Annotated in this window: 16 protein-coding genes and 1 pseudogene; 11 read left to right on the top strand and 6 right to left on the bottom strand. The window is 63.5% G+C overall.

All coding sequences use genetic code 11. The features are described from left to right. Positions 1 to 105: 105 nt before the first annotated feature. Positions 106 to 1,908, top strand: a complete 1,803-nt coding sequence (gene pabB, locus JWR51_RS19475) for an aminodeoxychorismate synthase component I (protein ID WP_299751453.1) — start codon at positions 106 to 108, stop codon at positions 1,906 to 1,908. A gap of 2 nt (positions 1,909 to 1,910) precedes the next feature. Continuing rightward, positions 1,911 to 2,543, top strand: coding sequence for a bifunctional nicotinamidase/pyrazinamidase (gene pncA / locus JWR51_RS19470; RefSeq protein WP_299751449.1), 633 nt, complete (start codon positions 1,911 to 1,913; stop codon positions 2,541 to 2,543). Positions 2,544 to 2,552: 9 nt separating this feature from the next. On the opposite strand, the gene grpE is transcribed toward pncA, so the two are convergent. Together grpE and hrcA are read right to left on the bottom strand one after the other, a co-directional pair. Beyond that, entirely contained in the window at positions 2,553 to 3,134 is a 582-nt protein-coding gene (grpE, locus tag JWR51_RS19465) for a nucleotide exchange factor GrpE (protein WP_299751446.1), read from the bottom strand. Between the two features lie 68 nt (positions 3,135 to 3,202). Then, a complete protein-coding gene (hrcA, locus tag JWR51_RS19460; RefSeq protein WP_299751443.1) occupies positions 3,203 to 4,279 on the bottom strand; it encodes a heat-inducible transcriptional repressor HrcA in 1,077 nt (358 codons plus the stop codon). Positions 4,280 to 4,426: 147 nt separating this feature from the next. On the opposite strand from hrcA, the gene rph reads away from it, so the two are divergent. The 4 genes from rph to hemW are packed head-to-tail and all read left to right on the top strand — an operon-like array spanning position 4,427 to position 7,068. Continuing rightward, positions 4,427 to 5,143 carry a ribonuclease PH gene (gene rph / locus JWR51_RS19455; protein ID WP_299751441.1) on the top strand — a complete coding sequence of 239 codons (717 nt, stop codon included), beginning with the start codon at positions 4,427 to 4,429 and terminating at the stop codon, positions 5,141 to 5,143. Beyond that, positions 5,140 to 5,286: a hypothetical protein gene (locus JWR51_RS19450; protein WP_299751438.1), complete on the top strand. Its 147-nt coding sequence runs from the start codon at positions 5,140 to 5,142 to the stop codon at positions 5,284 to 5,286. The genes rph and JWR51_RS19450 overlap by 4 nt, the downstream gene beginning before the upstream one ends. Then, complete coding sequence (gene rdgB / locus JWR51_RS19445) at positions 5,283 to 5,930, top strand: RdgB/HAM1 family non-canonical purine NTP pyrophosphatase (RefSeq protein ID WP_299751435.1); 648 nt, start codon at positions 5,283 to 5,285, stop codon at positions 5,928 to 5,930. Before JWR51_RS19450 ends, rdgB begins: the two co-directional genes overlap by 4 nt. After that, the gene (gene hemW / locus JWR51_RS19440) at positions 5,917 to 7,068 is read left to right on the top strand and encodes a radical SAM family heme chaperone HemW (RefSeq protein WP_299751432.1); all 1,152 of its coding nucleotides are present in this window, start codon (positions 5,917 to 5,919) and stop codon (positions 7,066 to 7,068) included. Before rdgB ends, hemW begins: the two co-directional genes overlap by 14 nt. A 217-nt stretch (positions 7,069 to 7,285) precedes the next feature. Here hemW and JWR51_RS19435 read toward each other — a convergent pair whose 3' ends face one another. Further along, a complete protein-coding gene (locus JWR51_RS19435; protein ID WP_299751428.1) occupies positions 7,286 to 8,494 on the bottom strand; it encodes a penicillin-binding protein activator in 1,209 nt (402 codons plus the stop codon). A gap of 115 nt (positions 8,495 to 8,609) precedes the next feature. Between JWR51_RS19435 and rsmI the strand changes: the two genes are divergently transcribed. From rsmI to JWR51_RS19415, 4 genes are all read left to right on the top strand, one after another. After that, positions 8,610 to 9,509, top strand: coding sequence for a 16S rRNA (cytidine(1402)-2'-O)-methyltransferase (rsmI, locus tag JWR51_RS19430; RefSeq protein ID WP_299751425.1), 900 nt, complete (start codon positions 8,610 to 8,612; stop codon positions 9,507 to 9,509). Continuing rightward, positions 9,478 to 9,864: a YraN family protein gene (locus tag JWR51_RS19425; protein ID WP_299751422.1), complete on the top strand. Its 387-nt coding sequence runs from the start codon at positions 9,478 to 9,480 to the stop codon at positions 9,862 to 9,864. Before rsmI ends, JWR51_RS19425 begins: the two co-directional genes overlap by 32 nt. A 9-nt stretch (positions 9,865 to 9,873) precedes the next feature. Continuing rightward, a complete protein-coding gene (gene gshB, locus JWR51_RS19420; protein ID WP_299751417.1) occupies positions 9,874 to 10,812 on the top strand; it encodes a glutathione synthase in 939 nt (312 codons plus the stop codon). Between the two features lie 233 nt (positions 10,813 to 11,045). After that, positions 11,046 to 11,675, top strand: coding sequence for a MarC family protein (locus tag JWR51_RS19415; protein WP_299751414.1), 630 nt, complete (start codon positions 11,046 to 11,048; stop codon positions 11,673 to 11,675). Here JWR51_RS19415 and JWR51_RS19410 read toward each other — a convergent pair. The 3 genes from JWR51_RS19410 to JWR51_RS19400 form a co-directional block, all read right to left on the bottom strand. After that, entirely contained in the window at positions 11,672 to 12,979 is a 1,308-nt protein-coding gene (locus JWR51_RS19410; protein WP_299751411.1) for a sorbosone dehydrogenase family protein, read from the bottom strand. The two genes, JWR51_RS19415 and JWR51_RS19410, sit on opposite strands and share 4 nt — an antisense overlap. Positions 12,980 to 13,148: 169 nt before the next feature. Further along, a complete protein-coding gene (locus JWR51_RS19405) occupies positions 13,149 to 13,271 on the bottom strand; it encodes a hypothetical protein (protein WP_299751408.1) in 123 nt (40 codons plus the stop codon). Positions 13,272 to 13,355: 84 nt separating this feature from the next. Continuing rightward, complete coding sequence (locus JWR51_RS19400) at positions 13,356 to 14,195, bottom strand: GH25 family lysozyme (protein ID WP_299751405.1); 840 nt, start codon at positions 14,193 to 14,195, stop codon at positions 13,356 to 13,358. A gap of 181 nt (positions 14,196 to 14,376) precedes the next feature. On the opposite strand from JWR51_RS19400, the pseudogene JWR51_RS19395 reads away from it, so the two are divergent. Next, positions 14,377 to 15,021 (top strand): annotated as a pseudogene (locus tag JWR51_RS19395) (magnesium chelatase domain-containing protein); the annotation flags it as partial. Between the last annotated feature and the right edge of the window lie 5 nt (positions 15,022 to 15,026).

Here is a 15,026-nt window from a genome sequence, read left to right as displayed (position 1 = left end):
TGCATTCTGCCATCGGCGATCTTGTTTGCCACAGGCCAGCAACAGCGCCAAGCAGCAATCCGGATTACTCTGCATAGCCGCACGCCATCGCCGCTTCCCAAACCAATGCGCCCCAATTACAACGCCACCATGCTGATCCCCGGCACAGTGCTGCTCCACGACACGCTCGATCCCACGGGCCAGAACCTGCTGTTCACCGGCCCGCGCGAGATCGTCACCGCCGATACGGCCGATGAAGCGCGCGTGGCGCTCGCCCACCTCGAAACCGCCCGCGCCGAAGGGTTTTGGGCCGCCGGCTACCTGGCCTATGAGCTGGGTTTCCTGTTCGAGGAGCGTCTCGCCCACCGCCTGCCCGTCCGCGGTGACACGCCCCTGCTCTGGATGGGCCTCTACGATGCGCCGCAGCGCCTCAGCCTCGCCGAAGTCGACGCCTTTTTGGCGAGTATCGCTGGTCCTGCCGGCCGCGCTGTAAATATCCAGCCGCGCCTGGAGCTTGCGGCCTATCGAACCGCCTTCGACACCGTCAAAGCCCTAATCGCCGCCGGCGATACCTATCAGGTCAACCTGACCTTCAAGGCCGATTTTACGCTTGAGGGCGATGCTGTCGCGCTCTATCGCGACCTGGTGCGCAAACAGCCCGTCGCCTATGGGGCGCTGATCGGCACAGATACCCACACCATCCTGTCGCGCTCGCCCGAATTGTTCGTCGCCAATCGCGCCGGCACCCTCTCCGCTCGCCCGATGAAGGGCACCATGCCCCGCGGCCGTACCCTGGCCGAAGACGAGGCCGGCCGCCTCGCTTTGGCCCATGACGAAAAGAACCGCGCCGAAAACCTGATGATCGTCGATCTGTTGCGCAACGACCTCGGCCGCATCGCCCAGATCGGCTCAGTCAAGGTCACCGACCTGTTCACCGTGGAAACCTACCGCACCCTCCACACCATGACTTCGGGCATCACCGCCACACTCAAGCCCGGCCTCGGCCCCGGCGATATCCTCGTCAATCTCTTTCCCTGCGGTTCCATCACCGGCGCCCCCAAACTGCGCGCTATGGAAATCATCGATCAGGTCGAACCCGATCCGCGCGGCGTCTATACCGGCTCCATCGGCTACATTGCCCCCGATGGCGATCTCACCCTCAACGTCGCCATCCGCACCGCCGTCATCGACAATTCTGGCAAAGGTGAAATCGGTATCGGCGGCGGCATTGTCGCCGATAGTGTGGTCGCCGATGAATTTCAGGAGGCCCTGCTCAAAATGGCATTCTTCTCCGATCCGGCCGCGCCCGTCTGCCTGATCGAAACCATGCTCTGGGAACCCGGCGTGGGGTATTACCTGCTCGAGCGCCACCTCACCCGGCTGGAAGACTCGGCGCGCTACTTCCGACTCTCATTTGCGGTGCTCGATGCTAACGCGATGCTAACCGAAGCGGCTCAGAAGTTCACCCAACCGATGCGGGTGCGCCTCACCCTGCACGAGACCGACGGCTTGGGCGTCACCGCCGTCCCGCTGCCGCCAAATCCGGCAGTGTTCCGCTTCTCCATCGCCCCCGAAAAACTCGACTCGCGCAGCTTGTGGCTCGCCCACAAGACCACTAACCGCTCCTTCTACGACCAACCGCGCCAACGCGCCCACGCCGCCACTGGCGTCGATGAAGTCGTATTCCTCAATGAAAACAACGAACTGACCGAAGGTTCGATCACCAATCTGTTCATCGAGCGCGACGGCATCCTGCTAACGCCGCCGCTCGCCGCCGGCCTGCTTCCCGGCACGATCCGCGCCGAACTCATCGACAGCGGCCGCGCCAGAGAGCACACCCTGACCCTCTCCGACCTCGAAACCGCCCCCGCCATTTTCCTCGGCAATTCCGTCCGCGGCCTCATCCCCGCCCAATGGATCAAGGAGTGACCATGCTCGACATCACCCCAAGCGACGTCCTCATCGTCGTCGACATGCAATATGATTTTCTGCCCGGCGGCAGTCTCGCGGTGGGGGGCGGCGACGAAATAGTGCCGCTAATCAATACCTTAGCCAAGCGCTTCACCAATGTGGTCCTCACTCAGGACTGGCATCCGGCCGACCACATCTCCTTCGCCAGCCAGCACGAAGGCAAAAATCCCTTCGAAATGATCGACTTGCCCTACGGTCCCCAAGTCCTCTGGCCCGACCACTGCATCTGGAACACTCACGGCGCCGACCTCAGCGCCGACCTCGACATTCCCCACGGCCAGTTGATCATCCGCAAAGGCTATAATCAGTCGGTCGACAGCTATTCCGGCTTCCAGGAAGCCGACCGCCGAACCCGCACAGGGCTCGCCGGCTATCTCGCCGAACGCGATCTGGGGAAACTCTATGTTGTTGGCTTGGCTACAGATTTCTGCGTCGGCTGGACCGCACTGGATGCCCGCGCCGCCGGCTACCACACCAGCGTCGTCGAAGACGCCACCCGCGCCATCGACAACGCGGGTTCGCTCGAAAAAGCTTGGGCCGAAATGCAAACAGCCGGCGTGAGCCGGCTGCAAAGCAAGGACATCCTGGGGTAGATCGGTGGCCTAGACGCTCTTGTCGATCGCCTCGGCGCCCTCGGCATGGCTCGGGCCACCCTTGGCGACGCCGACCATGGCAGGACGCAACACCCTGTCGCCAATAGCAAAACCGGCCTGCACCACCTGCACAACCGTGCCTTCCGGCCGGCTGGGATCGGGCACTTCGAACATCGCCTGATGCTTGTGCGGATCGAACTTCTGGCCCTCGGCCTCGATCGGCTTGACGCCATGCTTGGCCAGCAGGCGCTGCATTTCGCGCTCGGTCATCTCGATGCCGTCGATCAGGCTCTTAGTGGTCGCGTCGCCCGTTTCGCGGGCTTCCGCCGGCAGCACCATCAGGGCCCGGCTCAAGGCATCCGTCGCGCTCAGCATGTCGCGCGCAAAGCCCGCGATCGCGTAGGAACGCGTGTCGGCCACTTCCCGCTCGGTACGCTTGCGCAGGTTTTCCATCTCGGCGACGGTGCGCAGCACGCGGTCCTTGAGCTCGGCATTTTCCGCCCGCAGCGCCACCGTCGGATCGATTTCCGGCGCAACCGCCTCAATCTCGATCTCGGGATTCTCGTCGTGCGAGGCGTTTTCGTCGCTCATCATCATCTTTTCCGCAAATTAACTGGATTTGACCCCGCATATCGGCCAAAGCGCAGGTTTTTTCAACCCTAGCGCTTCCTTGCCATCATCGAGGAGATCACATGGGCGGTATAATCCACAACGGGCACGATGCGCGCATAGTTCAATCGCGTAGGCCCGATCACCCCCAAAACGCCCACCACCTTATCGTTAGCGTCCTTGTAGGGACTGAGAATTACCGACGACCCAGAGAGCGAAAACAGCTTGTTCTCCGAACCGATAAAGATGCGCACCCCCTGTGCCTTCTCGGTATCGCCGAGCAGGTCCAGCAGCCCGTCCTTGCTTTCCAGCTCGTCAAAGAGCTGCCGCATGCGCGAAAGATCTTCCGACGCCATGGTGTCGTTGATGAGATTCGCCCGCCCGCGCACGATGATGGTCGGCTGCCCGGCGCTCGATGGCTGCGCCAGCGTCGCGATGCCGTCATCCACCAGCTTTCGCGTCAGCTCATCCAGTTCCGCCCGCTGTTCGGCGCGCTGCTCGGATAAAATCTTGCGTGCCTCGGGGATGGTGCGGCCGATCACATGATGGGCCAGATAATTGCTCGCCTGCTGCAAGGCGCTGGCGGTCAGCCCCGGCGGCAAGTCCATGATGCGGTTTTCCACCTGCCCATCCTGCCCCACCAGCACCGCCATGGCCCGCAGCGCATCGAGCCGCACGAATTCGATATGGCGCAACACCATGTCGGCTTTGGCGGCGATCACCACGCCGGCACCCTGGCTCAGGCCCGATAGCAGCTGGCTGGCCTCGGTGAGCAGGTCCTCGACCTGCCCCTGCCGCGCCTGGCCCTCGATATTCTTGGATATTTGCAACCGCTCGCGTTCATCGACGCTGCCAATTTCCAGCATGGCATCGACGAAAAACCGCAACCCCTCCTGCGTCGGCGCGCGTCCGGCCGACGTATGCGGCGCCGCGATCAGGCCCAGATCCTCAAGGTCCGCCATCACGTTACGCACCGAGGCGGGCGACAATCCCACCTGCAGCATCCGACTCAGATCGCGCGAACCCACCGGCGTCCCGGTCTCGAGATACCGCTCGACGATCTTCCTAAAGATGTCCTGGCTGCGGGTATTGAGCACCGCGAGAAAGTCTTCGGGTGGCTTTGCCATGTGTTGCGTAAAATCTTCCGTTTAACCCTGCCCCATCATTTAAGCGCATTGCAGCCTCCCGCCAAGCGCCCGCGGCTTGTGAGGCGCCCCTAGGGGGGGTATGAGGGCGGATTAACACTTCACTAACTATCAGGGACTGATTTGCCCATGCGGCCTTCCGGACGTGAGCCCAACCAGATGCGCGCTGTAACGATCGAGCGCGGCGTCTCGCAAAAGGCCGAGGGCTCCTGCCTCGTGCAGTTCGGCAATACCAAGGTTTTGGTGACGGCGTCGGTTGAAACCAGTCTGCCCGGCTGGCTGCGCGGCAAGGGCCAGGGCTGGGTCACCGCCGAATACGGCATGCTGCCGCGCGCCACCGGCTCGCGCAATCGCCGCGAGGCTACCGCCGGCAAGCAGTCCGGTCGCACTCAGGAAATCCAGCGCCTGATCGGGCGCAGCCTGCGCGCCGTCGTCGACATGCAATTGCTGGGTGAAAACCAAGTCACTATCGACTGCGACGTGCTGGAAGCCGATGGCGGCACCCGCACCGCCTCGATCACCGGCGCCTATATCGCTCTCGCCGATGCCATAGCCTGGATGGACGAGCGCAAGCTCACCAAGGGCAAGGCCCTTCGCGATAGCGTAGCCGCCGTGTCCTGCGGCATCTATCGCGGCACGCCGGTGCTCGATCTCGATTATCTCGAAGATGTCGAAGCCCATACGGATGCCAATTTCGTGCTGACCGGCTCGGGCAAATATGTCGAAATCCAGGGCACCGCCGAACAGGTCCCCTTCACCCGCGATGAGTTGAACAACCTGATGACCCTGGCCGAACAGGGCATTGGCGAACTCAGCGTGCTGCAACAGACGGTGCTTGCCCAATGATCGGCTGGCTCCTCAAGAAAGTCGCGACCGCCCAACCCGCCCCGGTGCGGCAGGAAGAGCCGCGCGTGCCATCGCCCGAAGCCTGCGCCATCTGGCATGACGTGGTTCGCGCGCTCGATGCCAAGCCCAAGAGCGCAAAATGAGCGCCCTCCTCCGGCTCCGCGATGGCGATCGTCTGGTCCTGGCTACCCACAACAAGGGTAAGCTCAAGGAATTCCAGGAACTGTTCGAGCCCTTTGGCCTCGAGCTGATTTCTGCCGGCGAACTTGGCCTTCCCGAGCCTGAGGAAACCGGAACCACCTTTGCCGAAAACGCGCGCCTCAAGGCCCATGCTTCAGCCCAGGGTTCCGGAATGATCGCGCTGAGCGATGATTCGGGGCTTTGCGTCGATGCGCTGGGCGGCGATCCCGGCGTCTACACTGCCGATTGGGCCGGTGTGCCGCGCGATTTCAGCCATGCGATGAAGCGCGTCGAGGATGCGCTGCAGGCGGCTAATGCCACCTCACCGAGCCAACGCAAGGCCCATTTTATGGCCACGCTATGCCTCGCCCATCCCGATGGCCGCGATTGGCTGTTCGAGGGCCAGTGCAACGGCACCATGGTCTGGCCGCCGCGCGGCGAGCAGGGGCATGGCTACGATCCCGCCTTCATGCCCGACGGCTACGACATCACCTTTGGCCAGATGGCCGCCGAAGCCAAGCATTCCTGGACGCCCGGCGAGACCGGGCTATCGCATCGCGCCCGCGCGTTTGCGAAGTTTGTGGAGCAAGCCATTGAGCGCGAATGATCTGTTCGGCGTCTATGTGCACTGGCCCTTCTGCGCCAGCAAATGCCCCTATTGCGATTTCAATTCGCATGTTCATCGCGGCCCGTTCGACGAGCAGGCCTATGTGGCCGCTTACGAGCGCGAAATCGCCCACGCCGCCAGCCTGACGCCCGGCCGGGTGGTGCAGTCCATCTTCTTCGGCGGCGGCACGCCCTCGCTGATGAGCCCCTGGGCCGTCGAAAGCATCATCAACTCGATCACCCGCCATTGGACAGTTGAGCCTAAGGCCGAAATCACGCTGGAGGCCAATCCCACCAGCGTCGAAGTCGAGCGTTTCAAAGGTTTCCGTTCTGCCGGCATCAACCGCGTTTCGCTTGGCGTGCAGTCGCTGCGTCCGCAGCCTTTGGCCGAACTGGGCCGCCGCCACACCGTGGAGGAAGCCGTTGCCGCCGTGCGCATCGCGCAATCGGTGTTCGATCGCTCCAGCTTCGATCTGATCTATGGTCGTCCCAATCAGACGCTGGAAGACTGGGAGGACGAACTCAAGGAAGGCCTCTGGCTGGCGCAGGGCCACATCAGCCTCTACATGCTGACCATCGAGCAGGGCACGCGCTATTTCGACCTGCACAAGGCCGGCAAGCTGATCATGCCCAATGAAGACCTAGCCGCCGATTTCTATGAAATGACCCAGGAACTCACCGCCCAGGCGGGCATGCCGGCCTATGAGATTTCCAACCACGCCCGTCCCGGCCAGGAAAGCGAGCACAATCTGCTCTATTGGCGCTATGGCGAATATGCCGGCGTTGGCCCCGGCGCCCATGGACGGCTGCTGATCAACAACCAGCGCCACGCTACCGCGACCGAGAAAATGCCGTTCGACTGGCAGAAGAAGGTCGTCACCAACGGCCACGGCCTCGTCACCGATGACGTTTTGACCTGGGAAGAACAGGGCGACGAATTCCTCGTCATGGGCTTGCGCCTGCGCGAAGGCATCTCGCCCCAGCGTTTCACCGCGCTCTCCGGCCGCAAGATCAACCAACGCCAGATCGACGATCTGAAGGGTTATGGGTTTGTGGAAACCCTGCCGAATGGCAATATCCGCGTCACCGACCGCGGCTGGCCGGTGCTGGATGCGGTTGTGGCGGATTTGGCGGCTTAGCCTTCCTATTCTTCTCCCCGTCGGGGAGAAGGTGGCGCGCAGCGTCGGATGAGGTGTCTGCCCTCGCAAAGCGCACTATTCATCCCATCCACCCTTCTTCCCGCGGGCTTGACCCGCGGGCCTCTCGCCGCATGTGCAACGCTGATGGAGGCCCGCGGGTCAAGCCCGCGGGAAGGACGGTGGGTGCTGAGGCATTGAGGGTATTGAAGGAGATCACCTATAGCTTCGCCCCCTCCACTACCGCAGCGCCGCCATTGCCCACCTGCTTGATCGCCAGCGCGTATTCGCCCTGCCCATTGGCCAGGAACCGGAACACCCCGTCGCGTCCATTGAACCCGGATACCGCCGTCAGCGCCGCGGCCTCATAGCGCGGATTGCTCAGCGACAGGGTCTTCACATTGGCCAGGATCACCGCCGTATACGCCAGCGTCGTCAGTTGCGGCGGTGGTGATCCGAACCGCGTCTGATACTCGGCGCTGATTGCCAGCAGCCCGCGTGGGTCAATTGCCGGATAAATCGCTCCGGTTAGCCCCGGCGCCTGCGCCAGCCGCCCGTCACTGTCCCAATCAGCCGAACCCACTACCAGCAACCCCGCTGCCCCTGTCTGCTGCAAAGCCGCCCCGAAGGCCGGCGCCACCATCGGGTCCGGCACGAACAGCGTATCGATATAGCCGGTCTTGAGCATCGGCATGGCCTGCTGCACGATGCCCTGCACTTCCGCCGCGCTGCCATAGGTGTAGACGGCAGCCGGGCTCAACCCGATCGCCGCCACCGCCTGCCGGAAGGCTCTTTCCTGCGCTGCGCCGGCTTCCGTCGCCGGAAACGCGCCGGCAAAACCGCGACTGCCCTTGCCTAACGCATAGGCCAGGCTGCGCTTTGTCGCCGTCTCCGGCAGCACGCTGAGCAGATACACGCCTGGCGCAGCCGCGCTGGACGTGTTGGCAAACCCGATCACCGGCACCCCGGCCGAGCGCGCCACGAAACCAACCGCCATCACCTGATCGCTGCGCACCGGCCCCAGGATCAGGCTGGCGCCGTCTTGCAGCGCCGCAGTCGCCGCCTGGCTGGCACTGCCCACCGAAGCGCCGCTATCGCTCAGCGAAATCGTGATGTTCTCGGCAATATTCGGATTAGCCTCGATGAAACTCATCGCGAGCCTGGCGCCATTGGCTAGTGCCGTCGCCATGCCCCCCAGCGCCGGATCGCTCAGTGGCAGCAGCAACGCCACCCGCACCGGCCCCTGTCCAAATGTTTCGCCGGGCGCCGCCGGCAATACCGCCTGCGCCATCGGCACATTTTCTTGCGGCGCGTCCCACGGAAACGTCAGTACCCGATCGCCAATGGCAAAGCCGCCCGCCGAACAGGCGCCCAAGGCCAGCGCCAAGGCGCCGGCGGCAATCGCTCGCAATCCCACTGTCCCGGCCATTGCTTGCCCCTCAAGCCCGACGGATGCCGCAAGCCTGCGCCTTTCCAATTAAGCAATTCTATACTTTGCCGCCCCCGCTCTCTAAAACAGCATCGAGACAGCGGAAGGATGACGCGTGGACGAGCAGCAGCCCAAGGCGACGAACTATTTCATTGCCGGCCAGACCTTTGTGGCCCCGCCGCTGGCGCCCGGTCTCTATGTCGTTGCCACCCCGATTGGCAATCTGCGCGATATCACTATCCGTGCGCTCGAAACCCTCGCCGCCGTCGACGCAGTGCTGTGCGAGGACACTCGCATGTCCGCCCGCCTGCTCGATCACTACGGCATCAAGGGCCGCCGCATCGCCCTGCACGAACACAATGAGCGCGCAAAGGCCGACGACATCGTCGCCCGCATCGCCGCCGGCCAGACCTTTGCGCTGATTTCCGACGCCGGCACGCCATTGCTGTCTGATCCCGGCTTTCCATTGATCCGCGCTTTGGCGGAAGCCAATCTGCCGGTTTTCGCCATTCCCGGCGCCTCGGCCCTGCTGTCCGCGCTGGTCGTTGCCGGCCTACCCACCGACGCCTTCGCCTTCCACGGCTTTTTGCCGCCCAAGGCGGGTGCGCGCTCCAACGCCCTCAAGGCATTGGCAGATTCACGTGAAACACTGGTCTTTTACGAGTCGCCACGCCGCCTCGACGACACTCTCGCCGCCATGGCCCTCGCTTTCGGTCCGGCTCGTCCCGCTGCTGTCGCGCTCGAACTCACCAAGCGTTTCGAGCGCGTCCATCGCGGCACGCTCGCGGCTCTCGCCGCCGAATTTTCCGATACCGAAACCAAAGGCGAAGCCGTCATAGTCGTCGGCGGTTCGCCAGAGGCCGCCGTCCCCGACGCCGCCGATTGGAATGCTTCGTTGGTCGAGGCGCTAGCCGACCAGCCACTCCGCGCTGCCGTCGATGCCATTACCGCCCAATACGGCCTTAAGCGCAAGGAGGTCTACGATGCCGCCCTCGCGCTCAAAGCCCAAGAGTGACAAGCGCATTGCCGCCCACCTCGGCGGCCATCGTGGGGAAGCTTTGGCCGCCTGGTTCCTGCGCCTGCAATTCTACCGCATTATTGCCAGCCGCTACAAAACCCCCGTCGGCGAGATCGACTTGATCGCCCAGCGCTTCGGCACCACCGTCTTCATCGAGGTCAAGGCCCGCGCCTCCAGTGCCGGCTATGCCGAGGCGCTCGAAGCCGTCAACACATCGCGCATTTCCCGCGCCGCGCAGTACTGGCTTGCCAAGCATCCCGCCCAAGCCGAAACACCCTTCCGGTTCGACGTGATTTTCCTTGCGCCCCGCTCCTGGCCGCGCCATGTCATCAACGCTTTCGACGCCTCTTAAGGACCCAAAATGCTCAAAGTCGCCGTCCAGATGGACCATGTCGCCACCATCAACCCACGCGGCGATTCCACCTTCGCCATGATGCTCGAGGCGCAAGCGCGCGGCCACCAGCTGCTGCACTACACCCCGGACACGCTGGCCCTGCGCGGCAACATGGTCTCGGCGCTCGCCGCCCCCATCACCGTGGCCGACAAGCCCAAGGGCGAGCACTTCACCCTCGGCGAGGCGGCCCGTATCGATCTGTCGACCCAGGACGTGGTGCTGATGCGCCAGGACCCGCCCTTCGACATGAACTACATCACGCTGACCCACCTGCTGGACAAGATCCACCCCAAGACCCTGGTGGTCAATCCGCCCGCCGCCGTCCGCAACGCGCCCGAAAAAATCCTCGTCACCGATTTTCCCGAGCTGATGCCACCCACTCTGGTGACGCGCGATCGTGAATTGATCCACGCCTTCCGCAAGGAGCATGGCAACATCATCGTCAAGCCGCTCTACGGCAATGGCGGCGCCGGCGTGTTCTTCCTGCAGGAGGGCGACCACAATCTCGCTTCCCTGCTCGAACTGTTCGAGCAGAACTATCGCGAACCCTTCATGATCCAAAAGTACCTGCCGGATGTGCGCAAGGGCGACAAGCGCATCATCATCATCGATGGCGAACCGATCATGGGGCTCAATCGCGTCCCCGCCGATGGCGAAGCGCGCTCCAACATGCATGTCGGCGGCCGCCCCGAACTATCCGAATTGACCAAGCGCGATCTGGAAATCTGCGCCGCCATCGCCCCGGCGCTGAGGGAGCGCGACATGATCTTCGTCGGCATCGATGTCATCGGCGACTACCTCACCGAAATCAACGTCACCTCCCCCACCGGCATCCGCGAAATCAAGCGCTTCGGCGGGCCGGACATTGCCGTGATGATCTGGGACGCCATCGAAAAGCGGCGCTGACGCCTGTTTCTTCCCCTCAGAGACGGAGCGGCCCCTCATCGGCCCTTCGGGCACCTTCTCCCACAAGGGGAGAAGGGAAAGAGCTGAGAGATCGCAGTCGTCACCCTCGCCCCTTGTGGGAGAGGGACAGACTATTCTGCGTTCAGCAGAATAGTCAGGGTGAGGGGCTTCCAGCCCCTGTGGGCATTTCGCCTCCGACCGGCTATGGCTAGGCCAGAGCCGGGGGAACCGCCATGCCGACCAATACATTTCTTGTTGCCTTCGCCACGCTGTTCGCGACCGTCGGGGTGGCCGACATTGCCTTCATTTTCGCGGCCCTCACCAAGGACCACACGCCCAGCCAGCGCTTCAATTTCGCGACACGTGGCGTGGTCATCGCGGGCATCATCCTGCTGTTCTTCGCAGTGCTGGGCAATCCGATCCTGGAAGTGTTCGGCATCACCATCCCGGCCCTGCGCACTGCAGGCGGCGTGCTCCTGCTGCTGATCGCCATCGACATGGTGTTCGCCCGCCACTCAGGCGCCACCAGCACCACCACCGAGGAAGATGTGGAAGCCCGGCAGCGCCACGATATTTCGGTGTTTCCCCTCGCCATGCCGCTGCTGGCCGGTCCCGGCGCCATCAGCGCCGTGATCCTGTTGACCACCAGCACCAACAATCAGTTCGAATATTGGTCGGTGCTGGTCGCTATCGTGGTCATTCTGGCGCTGGCTTGGCTGACGCTTTTGATCGCCATCCCCATCCAGCGCCTGCTCGGCGTCACGGGCCTCTCCGTGGTCTCCCGCGTCGTCGGCATCTTGCTGGCCGCGCTTGCCGTCCAGTTCGTCTTCGACGGCATCCGCTCCAGCGGGCTGTTGGGTTAAGCGCCCGTCAGCCGCCAGATGATGTGGCCCACATCGTCGGCCATCAGCACGGCGCCATCCTTGGCCAACGCCACCCCGACCGGCCGCCCATAGGAGGTCTTTTCGTCAGGCGCGAGGAACCCGGTTAGCAGCTCGATCGGCGTGCCCTTGGGCTTGCCATTTTCGAACGGCACCAGCACCATCTTGTAGCCGCTCAGCGTGCTGCGGTTCCACGAGCCATGCTGGCCGATCGCCATGCCGGCCGGAATGCCCGGCAGCGTGCCCTCGGGCACCCAGCACAGGCCGAGCGAAGCTGTATGCCCACCCAGCGCATAGTCGGGCACGATGGATTTGGCCGCCAAAGCGGCGTCCTGCGGCACCCGGTCGTCCACCGTGCCCCAATAGGCATAGGGCCAGCCGTAAAAGCCGCCATCCTTGACCGAAGTCAGGTAATCCGGCGGGGTTTCGTCGCCCAGCCCGTCGCGCTCGTTGACCACGGTCCAGAGCTCACCGGTGGTCGGCTCCCAAGCCATGCCCACGGCATTGCGCAGGCCCCCAGCGAAGATGCGGCTCTTGCCGGTCGTCAGGTCCAGCTCGTGGATCGCGGCGCGGCCTTCTTCCACCGCCATGCCGCTCTCGCCGATATTACTGAGCGAGCCGACGCCCACGTAAATCTTGGTGCCGTCGACGCTGGCATGCAGGTTGCGCGTCCAGTGGCCGGCCGGCTTCATGTCCATCAGCGTGCGGCCCGGCGCGGTAATCTTGGTCTGCCCGCTCACATAGGGGAAAGCCACCACGCTATCGGTATTGCCCACATAGAGCGTCTCCCCGACCAGCACCATGCCGAAGGGCTGGTTCAGTCCACTCAGGAACACTTCGCGCAGTTCCGGTACGCCATCGCCATCGGCGTCGCGCAGCAGGGTGATCTGGTTAGCGCTCTCCTGCAGCGCGCCGGCCCGCCGCATGGTGCGGGTGGCGACGAAATCGGTGATGCTGCGGATCTTGCCGGCCTGCGTCGCGGCTTCGGCGATCAGCACGTCGCCATTGGGCAACACATAAATCCAGCGCGGATGGCGCAGTTTGGCGGCGAATACGCTCACCTTCAGGCCCGGCGCCGTCGCGGGCTTCTGGCCTGGCTCCCAGCCCTTGGCGGTGGGCATTTTCAGCGTCGGCATGCTGCCTTGCGGCACGGCCTTTGGAAATGCCGGATTGGCGCCATAGACCGGTGCCATCCGGGACCCCGAAGGCCGCCGCAGGAAGTACCACAACGCGCCGACGACCAGCACGACGATAATGACAAGGATAATGGCGACAATCTGGTTCATGGCAAATCTCCCGGGGCAATGCGGGCGCCAGAGGCAGGCCGCGTCGGCCTCTCCTTTGCGACAAGAGCGACGTCAGCGCAACGGCATTATCGATAATCTTGCGATGTTTGCTGCATAAAAAACGGCCGGCGCCAGGCCGACCGCTTGCAAAATATCGCAGTGCCAAAACTTACTTCTTCTTGACGGTGCCGGCGCTGCCGGAGCCGAGCCCAGTGGCATTGGTGGTGGTGGCAACCTTTTCCTTTTTTGGCTTCTTGGTTTCCTTGTTGCTCTTCATTTGACCCTTGGCCATGTGTCGTCTCCTCGCTGCGGGCGGGTATGCCCTTCAAATCACCAGCAAAATCTATGCTCTTGGCTCAATAGTGACAAGACCATCTCATTTCTGGATGCGGCAACGTCCCCCCGGCCCCAGCGCCGCCACGGCGCGCGGATCGCACCCGGTCAACAGGAAATTGATCCAGTCGTTCTGGTCGCCATAAAACGCATTGCGGTCGACCTCTTCACGAATGCCGCGCACCACGCCGGTCTGTGTCCACTGCCAGAACGTCCAGGGGCGGCCACGATAGCGCTCATGCGGCTCGGCGGCGGTTGAGCGCAGCCAGAACGCGTTGGGGAAATACTCGCCCTCCAGCACGTCGCGGTGGAACGTCATGTCGGTATAGATGATCGGCAGCTTGCCCGTATGAGCCTCCATCGCCGCCAGCATCACCCGGATTTTCTCCAGCGCGTCGACGCGGCTTGGCTTGTTCTTGCAGCTCGAATGGTTGTTCCATTCCAGGTCCAGCACCGGCGGCAGCGCATCGGGATCGTTGGGCACATTGGCGATGAACCAGGCCGCCTGCTCGGAGGCCAGCGAACACCAGGTCATGAAATGGTAGGCGCCCCGTGGCATGCCGGCGTTCTTGGCGCGCGCCCAGTTCGCGTAGAAATTGGGGTCGATATAGTCCTTGCCCTCGGTTGCCTTCATGAACACGAAGTGGATGCCCGAGGCGTAGGTGGTGTGCAGGTCCGGATTAGACTGGTAGCGCGCGATGTCGATGCCCTGGATCGGCATGGCCCGCGCCCGGTCGACCCCGGCATGCGGGCGGTTATCGCCCGGAACCGCGCCATAAAGCCCGCCCCCGCTGGCACAGGCCGCCACTGCGACCATGAGCGCCGCCATTGCCGCGCTCTTGAACATCGCCGAGGGCGAAACTTTGGACCAGTCGGCGATCATCTAGGGGAACACTCATGACGCAATACACCTGAACTTTCGATTCAACATGGCCCCGTTAAAGAAAGCTTGCGTTCACCATTCCGCCTTGAGCCAATGGTTAACGGTCCGGTCCATGTTCGCTAAATGTTCTTGTTCTGGTGAATGTCCTCTGTTAGCGTCGCGCCAGCGTGGGGGCGTAGACATGGTGGCGCGGGTCGCGACGGTGGCATTTCTGGGCATCGAGGCGGTGCCGGTCGACGTGCAGGTGCAGATCGCGCCCGGCCTGCCGAAATTTCTGATGGTCGGGCTGCCCGACAAAGCGGTCAAGGAATCCAGCGAGCGGGTCCGCGCGGCTCTGGTCGCCTCGGGGCTGGGCCTGCCGCCCAAGCGTATCACCGTCAACCTGGCGCCGGCCGACCTGCCCAAAGAAGGCAGCCATTACGACCTGCCCATCGCGCTGGCCCTGATGGCCGAAATCGGCGCCATTCCCCGCGATGCACTCGACGGCTTTCTGGCGCTGGGCGAACTCGGGCTCGATGGTCGCTTGGCTCATGTGCAGGGCATCCTGCCCGCCGCCATCGCCGCCCATGGCCGGGGCCTCGGCATCATGTGCGCCACCGCCTCGGGTCCTGAGGCCGCCTGGGCTGGGGAGGACATCGATATCGTCGCTGCCGATAGCCTTTTGGCTTTGGTCAATCACCTGACCGGCCATCAACTGGCGACGCGGCCGCAGCCCAAGCGCTACCTCCCCAACACCGCCCTGCCCGATCTCAGCGAAGTGCGCGGCCAGCAGGTTGCCCGCCGTGCGCTCGAAGTCGCGGCGGCCGGTGGTCACAACATGCTTATGTTGTG

Source organism: Devosia sp., from assembly GCF_028290625.1.
Taxonomy (GTDB): Bacteria; Pseudomonadota; Alphaproteobacteria; order Rhizobiales; family Devosiaceae; genus Devosia.
The sequence above is the reverse complement of the archived record's forward strand: the minus strand, read 5'-3'. Positions and strand labels throughout refer to the sequence as shown.

Excerpts from the sequence above, each read along its gene's own strand:
- JWR51_RS19425 (WP_299751422.1), top strand. The coding sequence starts at position 9,478 with ATGCCGCCCTCGCGCTCAAAGCCCAAGAGTGACAAGCGCATTGCCGCC.
- pncA (WP_299751449.1), top strand. The coding sequence starts at position 1,911 with ATGCTCGACATCACCCCAAGCGACGTCCTCATCGTCGTCGACATGCAA.
- rph (WP_299751441.1), top strand. The coding sequence starts at position 4,427 with ATGCGGCCTTCCGGACGTGAGCCCAACCAGATGCGCGCTGTAACGATC.
- JWR51_RS19400 (WP_299751405.1), bottom strand. The coding sequence starts at position 14,195 with ATGATCGCCGACTGGTCCAAAGTTTCGCCCTCGGCGATGTTCAAGAGC.
- grpE (WP_299751446.1), bottom strand. The coding sequence starts at position 3,134 with ATGAGCGACGAAAACGCCTCGCACGACGAGAATCCCGAGATCGAGATT.
- rdgB (WP_299751435.1), top strand. The coding sequence starts at position 5,283 with ATGAGCGCCCTCCTCCGGCTCCGCGATGGCGATCGTCTGGTCCTGGCT.
- JWR51_RS19435 (WP_299751428.1), bottom strand. The coding sequence starts at position 8,494 with ATGGCCGGGACAGTGGGATTGCGAGCGATTGCCGCCGGCGCCTTGGCG.
- hrcA (WP_299751443.1), bottom strand. The coding sequence starts at position 4,279 with ATGGCAAAGCCACCCGAAGACTTTCTCGCGGTGCTCAATACCCGCAGC.
- gshB (WP_299751417.1), top strand. The coding sequence starts at position 9,874 with ATGCTCAAAGTCGCCGTCCAGATGGACCATGTCGCCACCATCAACCCA.
- JWR51_RS19415 (WP_299751414.1), top strand. The coding sequence starts at position 11,046 with ATGCCGACCAATACATTTCTTGTTGCCTTCGCCACGCTGTTCGCGACC.
- JWR51_RS19450 (WP_299751438.1), top strand. The coding sequence starts at position 5,140 with ATGATCGGCTGGCTCCTCAAGAAAGTCGCGACCGCCCAACCCGCCCCG.
- pabB (WP_299751453.1), top strand. The coding sequence starts at position 106 with ATGCGCCCCAATTACAACGCCACCATGCTGATCCCCGGCACAGTGCTG.
- JWR51_RS19410 (WP_299751411.1), bottom strand. The coding sequence starts at position 12,979 with ATGAACCAGATTGTCGCCATTATCCTTGTCATTATCGTCGTGCTGGTC.
- JWR51_RS19405 (WP_299751408.1), bottom strand. The coding sequence starts at position 13,271 with ATGGCCAAGGGTCAAATGAAGAGCAACAAGGAAACCAAGAAGCCAAAA.